Raw genomic sequence first — 18,159 nt, forward strand, 5'->3', positions numbered from 1 at the left:
TTTTGTTTTGGGCGGTCGGAAAGTATGGCGAGCGTCTCCAAGTGTTCCTCACTTGCAGCCTACGATTGTCTTCAATGCTAAAGTCCATCCCTCGATTTTGCTTTTCCCAAGGAAGCCGTTATGCCGGATGCGACGTCCCTCAGTGCTGGATTCATGGTGGTTCACGGCAACCGCCTGGATGAGCTGCGCAGCCTGGTTGTCAGCTGGATGCGCCGTTACCCGCTGGCTCCCCTGGAAAACGAAATCGCCCTGGTACAAAGCAACGGTATTGCCCAGTGGCTGAAACTGGCGCTGGCTGAAGACCCTGAAGACGACGACATGGGCGGTTGCGGCATCGCTGCCGCTATTGATGTGCAGCTTCCCGGCAGCTTTATGTGGCAGCTCTATCGCATGGTCCTGGGCAAAGACGAGATCCCGCCGAAATCCCTGCTGGATAAAGCCCCACTGACCTGGCGCCTCATGCGCCTGCTCCCCGAGCTGATCGATCAACCCCATTTCGAACCCCTGCAACGCTTCCTGACCCACGATACGGATCTGCGCAAACGCTACCAACTCGCGGAACGCCTCGCCGACCTGTTCGACCAATACCAGGTCTACCGTGCCGACTGGCTGGAAGATTGGGCTGCCGGTCGCCATCAACTGCGCAATGGCCGTGGCGAATCCAAACCCTTGAGCCCGGCCAACTGCTGGCAAGCCGAACTGTGGCGCGCCCTGCTGTTGGACGTAGGAGAGGAGGGCATGGCTCAAAGTCGCGCCGGAGTTCACCAACGCTTTATCGAGCGCATCAATAGCCTGGAGCAGGCACCGATAGGCCTGCCCTCCCGCGTGATCGTCTTCGGCATTTCCTCCTTGCCAGCCCAAGCGCTGGAAGCCCTTGCCGGCCTCGCCCGTTTCAGCCAGGTGCTGCTGTGTGTGCACAACCCTTGTCGCCATCACTGGTCCGACATCGTCGCCGACAAAGACCTGCTCCGAAACGAATACAAGCGCCAGGCACGCAAGGCCGGAATGCCGGTCACCATCGACCCGCAAACCCTGCATCAGCACGCCCACCCGCTGCTCGCTGCCTGGGGTAAGCAAGGTCGCGACTACATCAACCTGTTGGACAGCTACGACGACCCCAACAGTTACCGCTCGGCATTCCGTGACGGTCGTATCGACCTGTTCAGCGAGAGCGAGCCCACCACCTTGCTCAACCAACTCCAGGACGACATCCTCGAACTGCGCCCCCTCAACGAAACCCGTGAACTCTGGCCAAGCGTCGACCTGGCGCGCGACACTTCCATTCGCTTCCACATCGCCCACAGTGCCCAACGCGAAGTTGAAGTTCTTCACGACCAGTTACTGCAGCGCTTCAGCGCCGACCCCACGCTGCGCCCACGGGACATCATCGTCATGGTCCCCGACGTCGACAGCTACGCGCCGCATATTCGCGCCGTATTCGGCCAGCTTGAAAGAAGCGACCTACGCTTCATTCCGTTCACGCTTACGGACCAGGGCCAGCGCGGCCGCGATCCGTTACTGATCGCCGTCGAGCACCTGCTCAAGCTCCCGGACAGCCGCTTTCCGGTCAGCGAAATCCTCGACCTGCTCGACGTCCCGGCACTGCGGGAACGCTTCGCCATCAAGGAACGCGACCTGCCGACCCTGCACCGCTGGATCGAAGGCGCCGGTATCCGTTGGGGCCTCAACGCCGAGCAACGCGCCGGCCTCGGCTTGCCCCAGGAGCTGGAGCAAAACAGCTGGCGGTTCGGCCTGCGTCGCATGCTCCTGGGCTACGCCGTCGGTACGGGCGCTGCCTGCGATGGCATCGAGCCGTACGATGAAATCGGCGGACTCGATGCGGCCTTGATCGGCCCGCTGGTCGCACTGCTCGATGCGCTGCACGACGCCCACCAGGCACTTTCGCAACCTGCCGCACCGACAGAGTGGGGCGAGCGCCTGCAAAACCTGATGCAGTTGTTCTTCCTCCCGAGCAACGAGCACGACGACTACCTGTTGGGTCAACTCGAGCAACTGAGAGAAACCTGGCTGGAGACCTGCGAGTCCGTCGGACTGCATGACGAATTACCCCTGACCGTAGTCCGCGAGGCCTGGCTGGCAGGCCTCGACCAAGGCCGGCTGTCCCAGCGCTTCCTCGCGGGAGCTGTCAATTTTTGTACCTTGATGCCCATGCGCGCGATCCCGTTCAAGCTGGTTTGCCTACTCGGCATGAACGATGGCGACTACCCACGCGCACAACCGCCGCTGGACTTCGACCTGATGGGCAGCGACTACCGCCCAGGCGATCGGTCACGCCGCGAAGACGACCGCTACCTGTTGCTCGAAGCCCTGCTCTCCGCCCGCGACCAGCTCTACATCAGTTGGGTCGGCCGCAGTATCCGCGACAACAGTGATCGCCCGGCATCGGTCCTGATCGGGCAGTTGCGCGACCACATTGCCAGCGGCTGGCACACCACCAGTGGCGAACCACTCCTGGAAGCCACCACCCAGGAACACCCGCTCCAGCCCTTCAGCGCCCGCTACTTCCATGAAGGTGACAAGCTGTTCAGCTACGCCCGCGAATGGCAGTTGCTCCACGCAACCCCGGACAGCGTGCCCGATACCGGCAGCCTCGCACCCTACACCCAGGAAGAACCGCTGAGCCTCGGCCAGCTGCAAGACTTCCTGCGCAACCCGGTCAAACACTTCTTCAGCCAGCGCCTGAAAGTATTTTTCGAAGCCGCCGAAGTCCCGCTGGAAGATGAAGAACCCTTCGTCCTCGATGCACTGCAGCGCTATAGCCTGAGCGACAGTTTGCTCACGGCGGCACTCACCCGCCCCGACAACCTCGACGAAGCCCTCAACGCCCAGGCCCTGCGTCTGCAAGGCAGTGGCTTGTTGCCGATGGTTGGTTTCGGCGAATGCCTGCGCAAAGAACTGATCGAGCCTCTGCCCGACCTGTTGCAGCGTTACCAGCAACTCCTGGCACTCTGGCCCACTGCGCACACCAGCGCCGAACCGATCAGTTTTGAGCATCAAGGCATCCAGCTGGAAGGTTGGATCAGTGGCCTGCATCAACGCAGCGATGGCGGCTTTCTAAGCGTCACCGCCATCCCCAACAGCATCGGCTCGATCAAGACCCGTAAGTGGCATCGCCTGATTCGCCCATGGGTCAACCACCTGGTGGCCTGTGCCTGCGGCCTTCCGTTAAGTACCGGCCTGGTCGCCAGCGACGACACACTGCTATTGGCCCCACTTGAGCAAGCCACAGCCCGGGAGCTCCTCGACAACCTGCTGCTCGCCTGGAAAACCGGCATGAGCGAACCACTGCCGGTCGCCGTTAAAACCGCATTCGCCTGGCTCGGTCAAACCGACCCGGCCAAAGCGCAAGCCGCCGCCAGCAAAGCCTACGAAGGCGACGGCCAAACCAGCGACGGCGAGCGCCGTGAAAGCCCTGCGCTCATCCGACAGTTCCCCGACTACGCCGCCTTGATGGCCAGCGAAGAGTTCGAAGGCTGGTGCGAAACCCTCTATCGACCGTTGATCAACGCTCCCTGGCGATCACTCACCAGCGCGGAGGCCAGCGCATGAGCGGTACAAAACCCCTGGCCCTGGCCTTCCCGCTCAAGGGTAGCCAACTGATCGAAGCCAGTGCCGGCACAGGCAAGACATTTACCATCTCGGCGCTCTACCTGCGTCTGGTACTCGGCCACGGAGGTGACGAATCGGGTTTCGGCCGCGAGTTGCTGCCGCCGCAAATTCTCGTCGTAACCTTCACTGATGCCGCCACCAAAGAGCTGCGTGAACGCATCCGAATCCGCCTGGCAGAAGCCGCGCGTTTTTTCCGCGAAGAAATCGAAGAACCCGACGCGTTGATCGCCGAACTGCGCGACCAATACAGCCCCGCACAATGGCCCGGCTGCGCCAATCGCCTGGACATCGCCGCCCAGTGGATGGATGAAGCCGCCGTCTCGACCATTCACAGCTGGTGCCAGCGCATGCTGCGCGAGCACGCCTTCGACAGCGGGAGCCTGTTCACCCAGACCCTGGAGACCGACCACAGCGACCTGCTCGGCGAAGTGCTGCGCGACTACTGGCGGCTGTTCTGCTACCCGATGCACGACGATGCGCTGAACTGGGTGCGCAACAATTGGGGCGGCCCGGCGGCCCTGATGCCACGGGTACGCGCGCTGTTCGGCAGCGAGCGGCCCACGGATGAAACGCGCGACCCCGCCGAGCTGATCAACGAATGCCTGCAAGAGCGCCGCCAAGCACTCGTCGCGCTCAAGGCACCCTGGCAACAATGGGCAGAAGAATTGCGCAACATTTGCCTGCAGGCCGTCGCCGCCAAAGCCGTCGATGGTCGCAAGATGCAAGCCCGTTACTTCGAGCCCTGGTTCGAAAAAATCAGCGCCTGGGCAGCTGACGAGTCTCTCGAACAACTGGACATCGGCACCGGTTTCACCCGCCTGACCCCCGACGGCATGGCCGAAGCCTGGAAAGGCGAACCACCACGCCATCCGGGTATCGACGCCATGGCCAGTCTCAAGGCCAGCCTCGACGCCCTGCCAACGCCCGATGCTGCTGTGCTGCAACACGCCGCCGGCTGGGTGGGGAAACGCTTCGAAGAAGAAAAGCGCCGGCGCGCCGAAATGGGCTTCGACGACATGCTGATCCGCCTCAACGCCGCCCTGCAAGCCGACGGCGGCGAGCGTTTGGCCAGCGTGATCCGCGAGCAATTCCCGGTCGCCCTGATCGACGAATTCCAGGACACCGACCCGGTGCAATACAGCATCTTCGACAGTATCTACCGCATCGAAGAAAACCACCTCGACAGCGGCCTGTTCCTGATCGGCGACCCAAAGCAGGCGATCTACGCCTTCCGTGGCGCCGACATCTACACCTACCTGCGCGCGCGCCAGTCCACCACCGGCCGCCATCACACCCTGGGCACCAACTTCCGTTCGAGCCACGCCATGGTCGAGGCGGTAAACCACGTATTCCAGCGCGCAGAAAAAGGCCGTGGAGCGTTCCTGTTCCGTGAACCCGACGGTACGAATCCGGTGCCGTTCCAGTCGGTATTGTCCCAAGGCCGTAAGGAACAACTGCAGGTCAACGGTCAGACGTTGCCTGCGCTGAATCTCTGGCATCTACCCACCGACCAGCCGATCTCCGGCGTGCTCTACCGCCAACAGTTGGCCGCGTCCTGCGCCAGTCAAATCGTCGCGTTACTCAATGGCGGCCAGCAGGGAACTGCCGGATTCCTCGGCAAAGACGCTAGCTTCAAAGGCGTGCTGCCGTCAGACATCGCCATCCTCGTGCGCGACGGCAAGGAAGCCCAGGCCGTGCGCGGTGAACTGGCTGCCCGTGGCGTGCGCAGCGTTTACCTTTCCGATAAGGATTCCGTGTTCGCCGCCCAGGAAGCCCACGACCTGCTGGCCTGGCTCAAGGCCTGTGCCGAGCCGGACGTCGAGCGCCCACTGCGCGCCGCCCTGGCTTGCGTCACCTTGAACCTGTCGCTGCCCGAACTGGAGCGTCTGAACCAGGACGAACTGGCGTGGGAACAACGCGTAATGCAGTTCCGCGATTACCGTACGATCTGGCGCACCCAAGGCGTGCTGCCGATGCTGCGGCGCCTGTTGCACGACTTCAAATTGCCGCAAACCCTGATCACCCGCAGCGATGGCGAGCGGGTATTGACCAACCTGTTGCACCTCTCGGAATTGCTGCAACAGGCGGCCGCAGAGCTGGACGGTGAACAAGCGCTGATTCGCCATCTGGCCGAACATCTCGCGCTTTCCGGCCAGGCCGGTGAAGAGCAGATCCTGCGCCTGGAAAGTGATGAACAACTGGTCAAAGTGGTAACGATCCACAAATCCAAGGGGCTGGAATACGACCTGGTTTTCCTGCCGTTCATTTGCTCGGCAAAACCGGTGGATGGCAGCCGCCTGCCGTTGCATTACCACGACGCAAACGGCAAATCCCAGGTCAGCCTCAGGCCCACCGCCGAGTTGATCGCCCAAGCCGACGATGAACGGCTGGCCGAAGACTTGCGTCTGTTTTACGTGGCGCTGACCCGCGCCAAACACGCCTGCTGGCTGGGCATCGCCGACCTCAAGCGTGGCAATAACAACAGCTCGGTGCTGCACCTGTCGGCCCTGGGCTACTTGCTCGGCGGCGGCGCTTCACTTGGCGAGCCCGGCGGCCTGGCCCGCTGGTTGCTTGACCTGCAGGAAGGTTGCCCGGCACTGCATTACGCAGAAATGCCCGAGGCCGATGCGGTCGTATTCCACCCGCCGCGTAACGAAGCCACCTTGCTCGCGCCGCTGCTGCCCAAGCGCAAGGCGGCAGAAAACTGGTGGATCGCTTCCTACAGTGCGCTGCGTATCGGCGAGAGCATGAGTGCGGCGAGCCTCGAAGCGCCGGAAAGCCCACAAGCGCAGAAGCTGTTCGATGACGAACGCCTCGACCCGGATGCCCCACGCGAAGTGCCGGCTTCCGGTGGCGATATTCACCGTTTCCCACGCGGGCCGAATCCCGGCACCTTTCTCCATGGCCTGCTGGAATGGGCGGGCGGCGAAGGCTTCAATGTTACCCCGGAGGCCATCGAAGATGCGGTCGCCCGCCGCTGCAACCGACGCGGCTGGGAAGGCTGGATCGGCACACTCGGCGGTTGGCTCGGGCATCTGTTGCAAGCCCGGTTGCCGCTGGGCAACGGGCAGGTGGCCCTTAGCGAGTTGCGGCAGTACCAGATCGAAATGGAGTTCTGGTTTGCCAGCCACAAGGTCGACGTCCTCGCACTCGACAAACTGGTGTGCCAGCACACTCACAATGGCGTATCCCGCGTGGCCGCCGAACCGGTGCTGCTCAACGGCATGTTCAAGGGTTTTATCGACCTGACCTTTGAACACGAAGGCCGCTACTACGTGGCCGACTACAAATCCAATTGGCTTGGTCCCGATGATTCGGCCTACACGCAGCAGGCCATGGAACTGTCGATCCTCGACCATCGTTACGACCTGCAATACGTACTTTACCTGCTGGCCCTGCATCGCCAGCTGAAGGCTCGGCTGCCGGAGTACGACTACGACCGTCACGTCGGCGGCGCGTTGTACCTGTTCCTGCGGGGCACCCATTCCGCGAGCCAGGGCGCGTATTTCACCCGACCGCCCCGGGAATTGATCGAAAGCCTGGACCTGCTGTTCCAGGGCAAACCGCTACCACCCAAGGCCGAGCCCGCCTGGGAACAAGGAGAGCTGCTATGAGCCTGTCGCCGTTACCGCTTGAGGAGCTGACGCCCCTCAGCCGCGCCGCCGACCTGGTGCAACTGCTCGATCTCTGGGTGCAGCGCGGCTGGTTGCGCGCGCTGGACAAGGCCTTTGTCGGCTTCCTCCACGAACTCGATCCGCAGGCTGACCCTTTAGTCCTGCTGGCCGCGGCCCTGACCAGCCACCAACTGGGCCATGGCCATGTGTGCCTGGACCTGTTCGAAACCCTCAAGGCCCCGGATTTCGCTCTGTCGCTGCCACCCGAAGGCGATGTGCAAACCGGCGTCATGCTGCTGCCATCACAATTGCTCGACGGCCTGGACGGCGCCCATTGGTGCCATGCCCTGGCCGCCAGCCGTCTGGTGGCACTGGCCGTCGACGGCAGCGAGGAGGCGCAAAGCCGGCCACTGGTGCTGTCGGGCAAACGCCTGTACTTGCGCCGCTACTGGACCTACGAACGGCGTATCGACAGCGCTTTGCGCCTGCGACTCGCCACCCGGGAAAGCGTTGCCGCCGATCTGCCCGAACGCCTGAATCGCCTGTTCGACCAGGCCCCGCCAGACGGTGTTGTCGACTGGCAAAAACTCGCCTGCGCCTTGGCCACCCGCGGTGCATTCAGCATCGTCACCGGCGGGCCGGGTACCGGCAAGACCACCACGGTGGTGCGTTTGCTTGCGCTGTTGCAGGCCCCCGCCGTGGAAGCGGGCAGCGCGTTGCGTATCCGTCTGGCCGCGCCCACCGGCAAGGCGGCCGCGCGCTTGACCGAGTCCATCAGCCAGCAAGTGCTGTCGCTGAAAGTGCCTGATGCGGTGAAGGACAAAATCCCGACCCAGGTCACCACCGTTCACCGTTTGCTCGGCAGCCGTCCCGGCACCCGACACTTCCGGCATCACATCGGCAATCCGTTACCCCTGGATGTGCTGGTAGTGGACGAAGCCTCGATGATCGACCTGGAAATGATGGCCAACCTGCTGGACGCCTTGCCACCCCATGCTCGCCTGGTGCTGCTGGGTGACAAGGACCAGTTGGCCTCGGTTGAAGCCGGGGCGGTGCTGGGGGATTTGTGCCGCGACGCCGAAGCCGGTTTCTACAGCCCGCAAACCCGCGAGTGGCTGCAACAGGTCAGCGGCGAAGACCTCGGCGCCAGCGGCCTGCAGGAAGACCTCGACGGTAGCCACCCCTTGGCGCAACAAGTGGTGATGCTGCGTTACTCGCGGCGTTTCGGCGAAGGCAGCGGCATTGGCCAACTGGCCCGCTGGGTCAACCAGCAAAACCCTGAGCAGGCCCGCAAACTGCTGGCTGCCCGCAGCCATGCCGACCTGTTTTGCGTCAGCCTCAAGGGCGAGCACGACCATGCCCTGGAGCGCCTGGTGCTGGACGGCCATGGCGACGGTGCCCACGGTTATCGCCATTACCTGAAACTGCTGCAGACCGCGCGTCCGTCCCTGGAGACGCCACGGGATGACGAGGCCTGGACGCTCTGGGCGCAAAAGCTGCTGAAAGCCTTCGACGCTTTCCAGCTGCTCTGCGCCGTACGCAAGGGCCCATGGGGCGTGGAGGGCCTGAACCTGCGCATTACCGCCGCGCTGCTCAAGGCTCGGCTGATCGACAGCGACCAGCAATGGTACGAAGGGCGCCCGGTGTTGATGACTCGCAACGATTACGGCCTGGGCCTGATGAACGGCGATATCGGTATCGCCCTCAAGCTGCCCGAAAGCGACGGCGGGCCGCAGGTTCTGCGCGTCGCGTTCCCGCGCAACGATGGCCAGGGCGGCGTACGGTTTGTGTTGCCCAGCCGGCTCAACGACGTCGAAACCGTCTACGCGATGACGGTGCACAAATCTCAGGGCTCTGAATTCACCCACACCGCACTGATTTTGCCGGACGCCTTGAACCCGGTGCTCACCAAAGAGCTGATCTACACCGGCATCACCCGCGCCAAGGACTGGTTCAGCCTGATCGAACCCCGGGGTGGCGTATTCGAAGAGGCGGTGAGCCGCAAGGTGAAACGCTTGAGTGGGCTGATGCTGGAACTGGGCACTTGATCGTCAAAGAAGCTGACCGATGGGACATCTAAATTTTCTGATCCAAATGTGTGATTTTTCTTAATAAAATGTCGGAATCCTCCTGGGTGTCGCCTCGGGGGTTTTCCGCCGTTGTGCTATCGTTGCGGCATCATCCCGAGAAGATCAAAGAGAATCGCTGCATGAACGTGGCTGTCTCGCCCACAGAGCGAAGTTTGAGCTGGAGACGAATGCTGCTGTTGGCGCTTCTGTGCGTGTTCACGCCCCTCGTTTTTGCCCAGCCGCCTGCCGGCATGGCCGATCAGCGGGCCAAGGCCGTCACCCAAGTGGTCCTGGGTATCCTCAGTTACGCCCGCTGGCCGGTAGAGCCCGCGCAATTGCGTTTGTGCATCGTCGGGCCAACCCAATACACCGATGACCTGGTCAAAGGCACCACCCAGGCTACCGGCCGTCCGGTAGTGGTGCAGCGTTTGCTGGCCGACCATCCAGACATCGCCAATGCCTGCGATGCCGTGTACATCGGCCAATTGACCAGCGACGAGCGCAGCCGCCTGTTCGCGGCATTGATCGGCCATCCGGTGCTCAGCATCAGCGAAGGCGGCGACCAATGCACCGTGGGCAGCCTGTTCTGCCTGCGGGTAGCCGACGAACAGGTGTCGTTCGAGGTCAACCTGGATTCCGTTGCCCGTAGCGGTGTGCGCATTCATCCGAGTGTGCTGCAGCTGTCCCGACGTCGAGCGTCGGGGTCATGAGTGTCGATAAGGCGCCAGTGCGTCCAACCTTGCGTTCAGTGATCGGGCGCGGGCACCTGAGCCTGGCGCTGATGGCCGTCAGCATGGCCAGTATTTCCCTGACCCTGCTCGGCGTGCTCGCGCTGCGGGTGTATGCCGACCACAATCTGCACCTGATCGCCCGCTCCATCAACTACACCGTGGAAGCGGCCGTGGTGTTCAACGACAGCGCGGCGGCCACCGAGGCGTTGGGCGTGATCGCCTCGGAGGAAGAAGTGGCCGAGGCGGAAGTCTTCAACGTCGACGGCAAGCAACTGGCCCACTGGGAGCGCCCTGAAACCGGGATGCTGTCGATGATTGAGCTGCAGTTGGCGCATGCCCTGCTCGAACAGCCCATCACCCAGCCGATCCTGCATCAGGGCCAGGTCATCGGCAGCGTGCACCTGACCGGCCACGGCGGCAGTCTGTTGCGCTTCCTGCTCAGCGGCCTGGCCGGGATTCTGGTGTGCACCGCCCTCAGCGCCTGGGTTGCACTGTACCTGGCGCGGCGTTTGTTACGCGGCATCACCGGGCCGTTGCACAGCCTGGCCTCGGTGGCCCACGCCGCCCGAAGCGAGCGGGCCTTTGACCGACGCGTACCGCCGGCGAAAATCGCCGAACTCGACAGCCTGGGCAATGACTTCAATGCCCTGCTCGACGAACTGGAGGCCTGGCAGACCCACCTGCAAAGCGAAAACGAAACCCTCGCCCACCAGGCCAGCCACGACAGCCTGACCGGGCTGCCCAACCGTGCGTTCTTCGAAGGTCGGCTGATCCGCGCCCTGCGCAGCGCCGCCAAGCTCAACGAGAAAGTAGCGGTCTTGTTCCTCGACAGCGACCGCTTTAAAGACATCAACGACAACTTCGGCCACGCCGCCGGCGATGCGGTATTGGTGGCAGTGGCTACGCGCATTCGTGCGCAACTGCGTGAAGACGACCTGGTGGCACGCCTGGGCGGCGATGAGTTCGCCATCTTGCTGTCGCCTCTGCACCGACTTGAGGACGCCCAGCGCATTGCCGAAAAAATCATCGCCAGCATGGACGCGCCCATTGCGCTGCCCGGCGACGCCCACGTATTGACCTCACTCAGTATCGGCATCGCCGTCTACCCCGATCATGGCGCCACCCCCGGTAACCTGCTCAACGCCGCCGATGCGGCGATGTACCAGGCCAAACGGCTTTCCCAGGGTGGCCAGCAAACGGCGGAATCGGAGTCCCCCGCCGCCGACGTTCAACACAGGAGTTGATCCCTTGTTCTCGACCGCACGCTTTTTATTCATCACCTTGCTCGTGGCTCTGCTCGCCCTGAGCGGCTGCCAGACCCCGCCGCCCAAAGGCCTGACACCGGCGCAAATCGCCGTGCTCAAACAGCAGGGTTTTGAACTGACTGACGAAGGCTGGGCCTTCGGCCTCTCGGGCAAGGTGCTGTTTGGCAGCGACGTCGAAAGTCTGAATGCCCCCAGCACCGAGATCGTCCAGCGCATCGGCAAGGCGCTGCTGGGCGTGGGCATTGAGCGCGTGCGGGTCGACGGCCACACCGACGCCTCGGGCAAGGAAACCTACAACCAGCAACTGTCCCTGCGCCGAGCCAAAAGCGTTGCGCACGTGTTGGCAGGCGTTGGGATGAAAGAAGAAAACGTACAACTGCGCGGGCTGGGCAGCAGCGAGCCGGTGGCGTCCAACGCGACAGCGGCGGGGCGCACCGAGAATCGCCGGGTGTCGATTGTGGTAATTGCGGACTAGTCTGGCTTTCGGGCAGTTCGAGTTGGAATGCAATCAATGTGGGAGCCGGGCTTGCCCGCGATGGCGGTGGATCAGTTGATGTATTGGGTGACTGACACACTGCTATCGCGGGCAAGCCCGGCTCCCACATTTTATTTAATCGGCAAACACCATCTCCCGCGTTTCCCCCATCAACAACGGCTGATTCTGCTCGGTCACCTCACGGATGTAATCCCACAGCAGGGTGATCCGTTTCAACTTCCTCAAGTCCTCGCGGCAGTACATCCAGAACTGCCGCGTGATATTGATCTCCTTGCCCAGCACCGGCAGCAATCGCGGGTCCTGTGCCGCCAAAAAGCACGGCAGGATCGCCAGCGAGCGCCCTTGCTGCGCCGCCACATACTGCGCAATCACGCTGGTGCTGCGCAAACTGGCGCTGGCGCCGGGCACTACATTGGCCAGGTACAGCAGCTCTGAACTGAACGCTAAATCATCCACGTAGCTGATAAACGGATGCTCGGCCAGGTCCGCCGCCCGGCGGATGGGCGGGTGCTGGTCCAGGTATTCCTGCGTCGCGTACAGCTGCAGCTTGTAGTCGCACAGCTTGCAGCACACGTACGGCCCGTGTTCCGGCCGCTCCAGGGCGATGACGATATCCGCCTCGCGCTTGGACAGGCTGATGAAGTGGGGCAGGGGCAGGATGTCCACCGAGATCGCCGGGTAGGTGTCGACGAAGTGGCTCAGTTGCGGGGTGACGAAGAAGCTGCCGAACCCTTCGGTGCAGCCCATGCGCACGTGGCCGGACAGCGCCACGCCGGAGCCGGAAACCTGTTCGCAGGCCATGTGCAACGTGCTTTCGATGGACTCGGCGTAGCCCAGCAGGCGCTGGCCTTCGGTGGTCAATACGAAGCCGTTGGTCCGGGACTTTTCAAACAGGAGAGTGCCCAACGATCCTTCAAGGGAACTGATGCGCCGCGACACCGTGGTGTAGTCCACCGCCAGGCGCTTGGCAGCGACGCTGGCCTTGCGGGTACGCGCGACTTCGAGGAAAAACTTCAGGTCATCCCAGTTCAGGGAGCCCAGTGACGTGATGTTTTTTTGCATATTGGACCGGCTTTTATGTGCGTTCTTATTAGAAGTTTGCACATCTATACTCCAAAAACAGTCCGAACGCCTCATCCTCAAGGCGATTCAACGCCTTGGTTCTCTGCATACCTACAAGAATTGGAGACCACATGAACGCATCTGCCGATATTTCCGTAAAACAGGTCAAGCTGCTGATCAACGGCGAGTGGGTCGAATCCAGGACCACCGAATGGCAAGACATCGTCAACCCCGCTACCCAGCAAGTGCTGGCCCGCGTACCGTTTTCCACCCCTGAAGAAGTCAACGCTGCCATCGACGCCGCCCATCGCGCCTTCCAGACCTGGAAGCTGACGCCGATCGGTGCGCGCATGCGCATCATGCTCAAGCTGCAAGCCTTGATCCGCGAGCACTCCAAGCGCATCGCCGTGGTCCTGAGTGCCGAGCAGGGCAAGACCATTGCCGACGCTGAAGGCGACATTTTCCGTGGCCTGGAAGTGGTCGAGCACGCGTGCTCCATCGGCACCCTGCAGATGGGCGAATTCGCTGAAAACGTCGCCGGCGGTGTGGATACCTACACCCTACGCCAGCCGATCGGCGTGTGCGCCGGCATCACCCCGTTCAACTTCCCGGCAATGATTCCGCTGTGGATGTTCCCGATGGCCATTGCTTGCGGTAACACGTTCGTACTCAAGCCATCGGAACAGGACCCGCTGTCGACCCTGCTGCTGGTTGAACTGGCGCTGGAAGCCGGGGTGCCAGCCGGCGTGCTGAACGTGGTTCACGGCGGCAAGGACGTGGTGGATGCGCTGTGCACCCACAAAGATATCAAGGCCGTGTCCTTCGTCGGTTCGACCGCCGTGGGGACTCACGTCTACGACCTCGCCGGTAAACACGGCAAGCGCGTGCAATCGATGATGGGCGCCAAGAACCACGCCGTGGTGCTGCCGGATGCCAATCGCGAACAAACCCTGAACGCCCTGGTCGGCGCCGGTTTCGGTGCTGCGGGTCAGCGTTGCATGGCAACTTCCGTGGTGGTGCTGGTAGGCGCGGCCAAGCAATGGCTGCCGGACCTCAAGGCCCTGGCGCAAAAGCTCAAGGTGAACGCCGGCAGCGAAGCCGGTACCGATGTGGGTCCGGTAATCTCCAAGCGCGCCAAGGCACGCATTCTCGACCTGATCGAAAGCGGCGTAAAAGAAGGTGCCAAGCTGGAGCTGGATGGCCGCGGCATCAAGGTGCCGGGTTTCGAAGACGGTAACTTCGTCGGCCCAACTCTGTTCTCCGGCGTGACCACCGACATGCAGATCTACACCCAGGAAATCTTCGGCCCGGTACTGGTGGTGCTGGAAGTCGACACCCTCGACCAAGCCATCGCCCTGGTCAACGCCAACCCGTTCGGCAACGGCACCGGCCTGTTCACCCAGAGCGGCGCGGCAGCGCGTAAATTCCAGAGCGAAATCGATGTGGGCCAGGTCGGCATCAACATCCCGATCCCCGTGCCGGTTCCGTTCTTCAGCTTCACCGGTTCCCGTGGTTCGAAACTCGGCGACCTGGGCCCGTACGGCAAGCAAGTGGTGCAGTTCTACACCCAGACCAAAACCGTCACCAGCCGCTGGTTCGACGACGACAGCGTCAACGATGGCGTCAACACCACCATCAACCTGCGCTGATCGAGGAGACGACCATGAAGATTGCATTTATCGGCCTGGGCAACATGGGCGCGCCGATGGCGCGCAACCTGATCAAGGCTGGCCATGCGCTGAACCTGTTCGACCTGAACCAGACCGTGCTCAAGGAACTGGCGGAACTGGGCGGCACCACCAGCGCTTCACCGCGCGCGGCAGCCGAAGGCGCCGAGTTGGTGGTGACCATGCTCCCGGCTGCGGCCCATGTGCGCAGTGTGTGGCTCGGTGAAGACGGCGTGCTCGCCGGCATCGGCAAAGGCGTGCCGGCGGTGGATTGCAGCACCATCGACCCGCAGACCGCCCGCGATGTAGCGGCGGCGGCAGCGAAACAAGGCGTGGTGATGGCGGATGCTCCAGTGTCCGGCGGCACCGGCGGTGCCCAGGCCGGAACGTTGACCTTCATGGTCGGCGCCACCCCGGAACTGTTCGCCACCCTGCAGCCGGTATTGGCGCAGATGGGCCGTAACATCGTCCATTGCGGCGAAGTCGGCACCGGGCAAATCGCCAAGATCTGCAACAACCTGCTGCTGGGTATCACCATGGTCGGCGTCAGCGAAGCCATGGCCCTGGGTGATGCGCTGGGCATCGACACCCAAGTGTTGGCGGGAATCATCAACAGCTCCACCGGGCGCTGCTGGAGTTCGGACACCTACAACCCATGGCCCGGGATTATCGAGACGGCGCCGTCGTCCCGGGGTTATACCGGTGGGTTTGGTGCGGAACTGATGCTCAAGGATCTGGGACTGGCCACTGAAGCGGCCCGCCAGGCACACCAGCCGGTGATCCTCGGCGCAGTGGCGCAGCAGTTGTATCAATCGATGAGCCAACGTGGGGAAGGGGGCAAGGACTTCTCGGCGATCATCAACAGCTATCGAAAACCAAAGTAGGGCGATTGTCCTTCTTCACTGTGGACCCCTGATTTTTACTGCGTAGACCTTCCAGCACCAGCTCACTACTGGTGCTTTTTTTTGGCCTGAATAAACCCCTTCGCGACGTTTGTGGGAGGGCGGTATTACTTATCGACTAATGCCTATAGATAAGGTTTTTTTGCATTGTTATAGTTGTGAAATAAACTTTTACAAGTTTCAGGTGTGACGCTGAAATATCATGTTTTTGATCATGGGTTATTCATTCGGTGAGTGTCCATGCGGCACTCTATTATCATGCCGTTATAATTGATTTCTCGGTTATGTGTGTTCGGTTTGTCGTGGCTTCCCTCATTAAACACCCATGTTTATTGCGTGTTTACATTTCTCTTTGATGTTGACTATTGCCTCGCTAGTATCGGTTTTGCGAGCGTGGTCATGGTTGCTGCGTCTCGATAACTTCCGCCGAAGCGTAGTACTTTCAAAGTTGTGCAGGTGTGTCAGAGATGGCTAGCGAATGGATGCGTACATCGGGTTTCCCAGGGCTATCGGCCTCATCGAACGAGGCCGCCCTGGAACTTGAAAAAGCCCGCATCCTGGCCCGCCACCTCTCCCGGTTGCTCGACCTCTGGGCTGCGATGCAGTCCAGCCCAAGGCCCGGGCAGGCTTATTCTGACGCCAAGGATGTGCCACCTCATTCGGTGTCAGCGTGTTGCAAGCGCACGCGTGTGGGTCTGCAATGTCGTGAAGAAACCGGCGTCGGTTGATCGCTGTAAATCCTGACCAGTCCTATATAAACGCAAAAAGAGTTTCGTGCTCGGCGGTAACTACCGTCGTGGGCATTCGCTCGCGCTGAAATACGTGTGTCCATATAAAAAACGGGTGAGAGATGAAAAACATAACTATTGTCGACAAGGCAACGGGGACGGCGACAGAGCATGCCTTTGGCAACGCCAGCCTCAAGGGAACCAGCATTGTAAAACTGCCGTTCGGACAAGAAAGCGTTCAATCGTTTCAACAGTCCGGCCAAAACCTGGTGGTCACTCTGAAGTCTGGAGAAACCATCACCATTCAGAACTTTTTTGTGGTGGGAGCCGACGGCTCCGCTAACCAACTGGTACTGGAAAATGCCGACGGAACATTGTTGCTCGGCAACTATTCCACGCCGTATTCGGGTTTCAACTTCACCGAAATCTCGACCCTGGACGACCTGGGTGTGGCAGCCATTGCCGCTGACAGTGCGGTGCCGGACTGGGTGCTGTGGGGCTTGGGCATCCTCGCCGTCGGCGGTACCGCCGCGGCATTGAGCGGTGGTGGCGGTGGTGGTGGCCATCATCAAACGCCAGTTCCTGCACCCGGTGCTGCGACCGGTTTATCGGTCAACAGCGCGGGCACGGTGGTCAGCGGTAAAGGTCAGCCTGGCACCACAGTCACGGTCAAGGATGCCGCCGGTAACGTACTGGGCACAGGCACTGTGGGTACCGACGGCAACTTCCAGGTCAACCTGGACAAGCCGCAAACCAATGGCGAAACCCTGCAAGTCGTCCTCAAGGATGCCGCGGGTCAGGAATCGCAACCTGCGTCTGTGGTAGCGGGTGATACAACCGCCCCCGCCGCACCGAACGGTTTGGCCGTCAGTGCAGACGGTACAACCGTCAGCGGTAAGGGCGAGCCTAATTCGACCGTGATCATCAAGGATGCCAATGGCGAGGTCCTCGGCACCGGCACCGTGGATGCTGAAGGCAACTTCCAGGTCACCCTGGGAACTGCGCAAACCAATGGCGAAACCCTGCAAGTCACCCTCAAGGATGCTGCCGGCAATGAATCGTCCGCCAGCCCCGTGGTGGCGGGCGACAGCACCGCCCCGGATGCGCCGACCAACCTGGTGATCAGTGCCGATGGCGCAACTGTCAGCGGTAAAGGTGAACCGAACGCTGCCGTGAGCATCAAGGATGCCAGCGGCAACGTGATCGGTACGGGCACCGTCGGCGCGGATGGCAATTTCCAGGTTTCGCTCGACACACCCGCGCCCGAAGGCGAAAGCCTGGCGATCACGCTCAAAGACGCTGCCGGCAATGAGTCGGCTCCGGGTGCGCTGGTTGTCGCCGATATTGAGACACCGCTTGCGCCGCGCAACCTGGCAATCAGTGACGTGGGTGACACGCTCAGCGGTGAAGGCGCCGCGGCCCACAAAGTCATCGTCCTCAACGATGCTGGTGAAGTGGTCGGCAGCGGAACAGTGGCAGATGACGGCACATTCCTGGTGCAACTGAACTCGCTGCACATCAATGGCGAGCGGCTACGCGTGTTCCTGCGCAACTTCTCGGGCAAGGAATCCCTGCCAGGCATCGTCATCGCGGGGGACACCATCGCCCCGGATGCCCCAACCAACCTGGTGGTTGGCGAAGATGGCAGCACCGTCACCGGCAAGGGCGAACCGCGCGCGACCGTTACCGTGAAAGACGCCGATGGCAACGTGATCGGCACTGGCACGGTCGGCGACGACGGTAATTTTCAAGTCACCCTGGATCCGCTTCAGGTTAACGGCGAAACACTGGCTGTCACATTGACCGATGCAGCAGGCAACGAGTCTGTTCCGGCTTCTGTGATCGCTGTTGATATTGATGATACGGACGCCGATGCCGATGCCGATGCCGACGCGGATGCGGATGCTGATGCGGATGCTGATGCTGATGCTGATGCTGATGCTGATGCTGATGCTGATGCCGATGCGGACGCTGACGCTGATGCGGATGCGGATG

Annotated in this window: 10 protein-coding genes; 9 read left to right on the forward strand and 1 reads right to left on the reverse strand. The window is 61.8% G+C overall.

The annotated features are described in order from the left end of the window. The first annotated feature begins 120 nt into the window (after positions 1–120). The 6 genes from recC (at position 121) to HX801_RS31195 (ending at position 11,784) form a co-directional block, all read left to right on the forward strand. Positions 121–3,570: an exodeoxyribonuclease V subunit gamma gene (gene recC, locus HX801_RS31170; protein ID WP_177023388.1), complete on the forward strand. Its 3,450-nt coding sequence runs from the start codon at positions 121–123 to the stop codon at positions 3,568–3,570. Then, positions 3,567–7,244 carry an exodeoxyribonuclease V subunit beta gene (recB, locus tag HX801_RS31175; RefSeq protein WP_177023389.1) on the forward strand — a complete coding sequence of 1,226 codons (3,678 nt, stop codon included), beginning with the start codon at positions 3,567–3,569 and terminating at the stop codon, positions 7,242–7,244. Before recC ends, recB begins: the two co-directional genes overlap by 4 nt. Beyond that, positions 7,241–9,292 (forward strand): exodeoxyribonuclease V subunit alpha, encoded by a 2,052-nt coding sequence (gene recD / locus HX801_RS31180; protein WP_177023390.1) that lies wholly within the window; start codon positions 7,241–7,243, stop codon positions 9,290–9,292. Before recB ends, recD begins: the two co-directional genes overlap by 4 nt. Before the next feature lie 161 nt (positions 9,293–9,453). Continuing rightward, positions 9,454–10,023: a YfiR family protein gene (locus HX801_RS31185; protein WP_177023391.1), complete on the forward strand. Its 570-nt coding sequence runs from the start codon at positions 9,454–9,456 to the stop codon at positions 10,021–10,023. Beyond that, positions 10,020–11,288 (forward strand): diguanylate cyclase domain-containing protein, encoded by a 1,269-nt coding sequence (locus tag HX801_RS31190; protein WP_003214191.1) that lies wholly within the window; start codon positions 10,020–10,022, stop codon positions 11,286–11,288. Before HX801_RS31185 ends, HX801_RS31190 begins: the two co-directional genes overlap by 4 nt. Positions 11,289–11,292: 4 nt before the next feature. Further along, complete coding sequence (locus tag HX801_RS31195; RefSeq protein ID WP_003214188.1) at positions 11,293–11,784, forward strand: OmpA family protein; 492 nt, start codon at positions 11,293–11,295, stop codon at positions 11,782–11,784. Between the two features lie 135 nt (positions 11,785–11,919). On the opposite strand, the gene HX801_RS31200 is transcribed toward HX801_RS31195, so the two are convergent. Beyond that, entirely contained in the window at positions 11,920–12,867 is a 948-nt protein-coding gene (locus HX801_RS31200) for a LysR family transcriptional regulator (RefSeq protein ID WP_008430612.1), read from the reverse strand. A 131-nt stretch (positions 12,868–12,998) separates the two neighbouring features. Between HX801_RS31200 and HX801_RS31205 the strand changes: the two genes are divergently transcribed. From HX801_RS31205 to HX801_RS31215, 3 genes are all read left to right on the forward strand, one after another. Beyond that, a complete protein-coding gene (locus HX801_RS31205) occupies positions 12,999–14,516 on the forward strand; it encodes a CoA-acylating methylmalonate-semialdehyde dehydrogenase (protein ID WP_008430611.1) in 1,518 nt (505 codons plus the stop codon). Positions 14,517–14,530: 14 nt separating this feature from the next. Continuing rightward, a complete protein-coding gene (mmsB, locus tag HX801_RS31210; protein ID WP_177023392.1) occupies positions 14,531–15,418 on the forward strand; it encodes a 3-hydroxyisobutyrate dehydrogenase in 888 nt (295 codons plus the stop codon). 868 nt (positions 15,419–16,286) lie between these two features. Beyond that, positions 16,287–18,159: Ig-like domain-containing protein (locus tag HX801_RS31215; protein WP_177023393.1), on the forward strand; the 1,873-nt coding region annotated here is incomplete at its 3' end.

Origin of the sequence: Pseudomonas sp. G1002 (genome assembly GCF_013385455.1) — a bacterium.
GTDB lineage: Bacteria > Pseudomonadota > Gammaproteobacteria > Pseudomonadales > Pseudomonadaceae > Aquipseudomonas.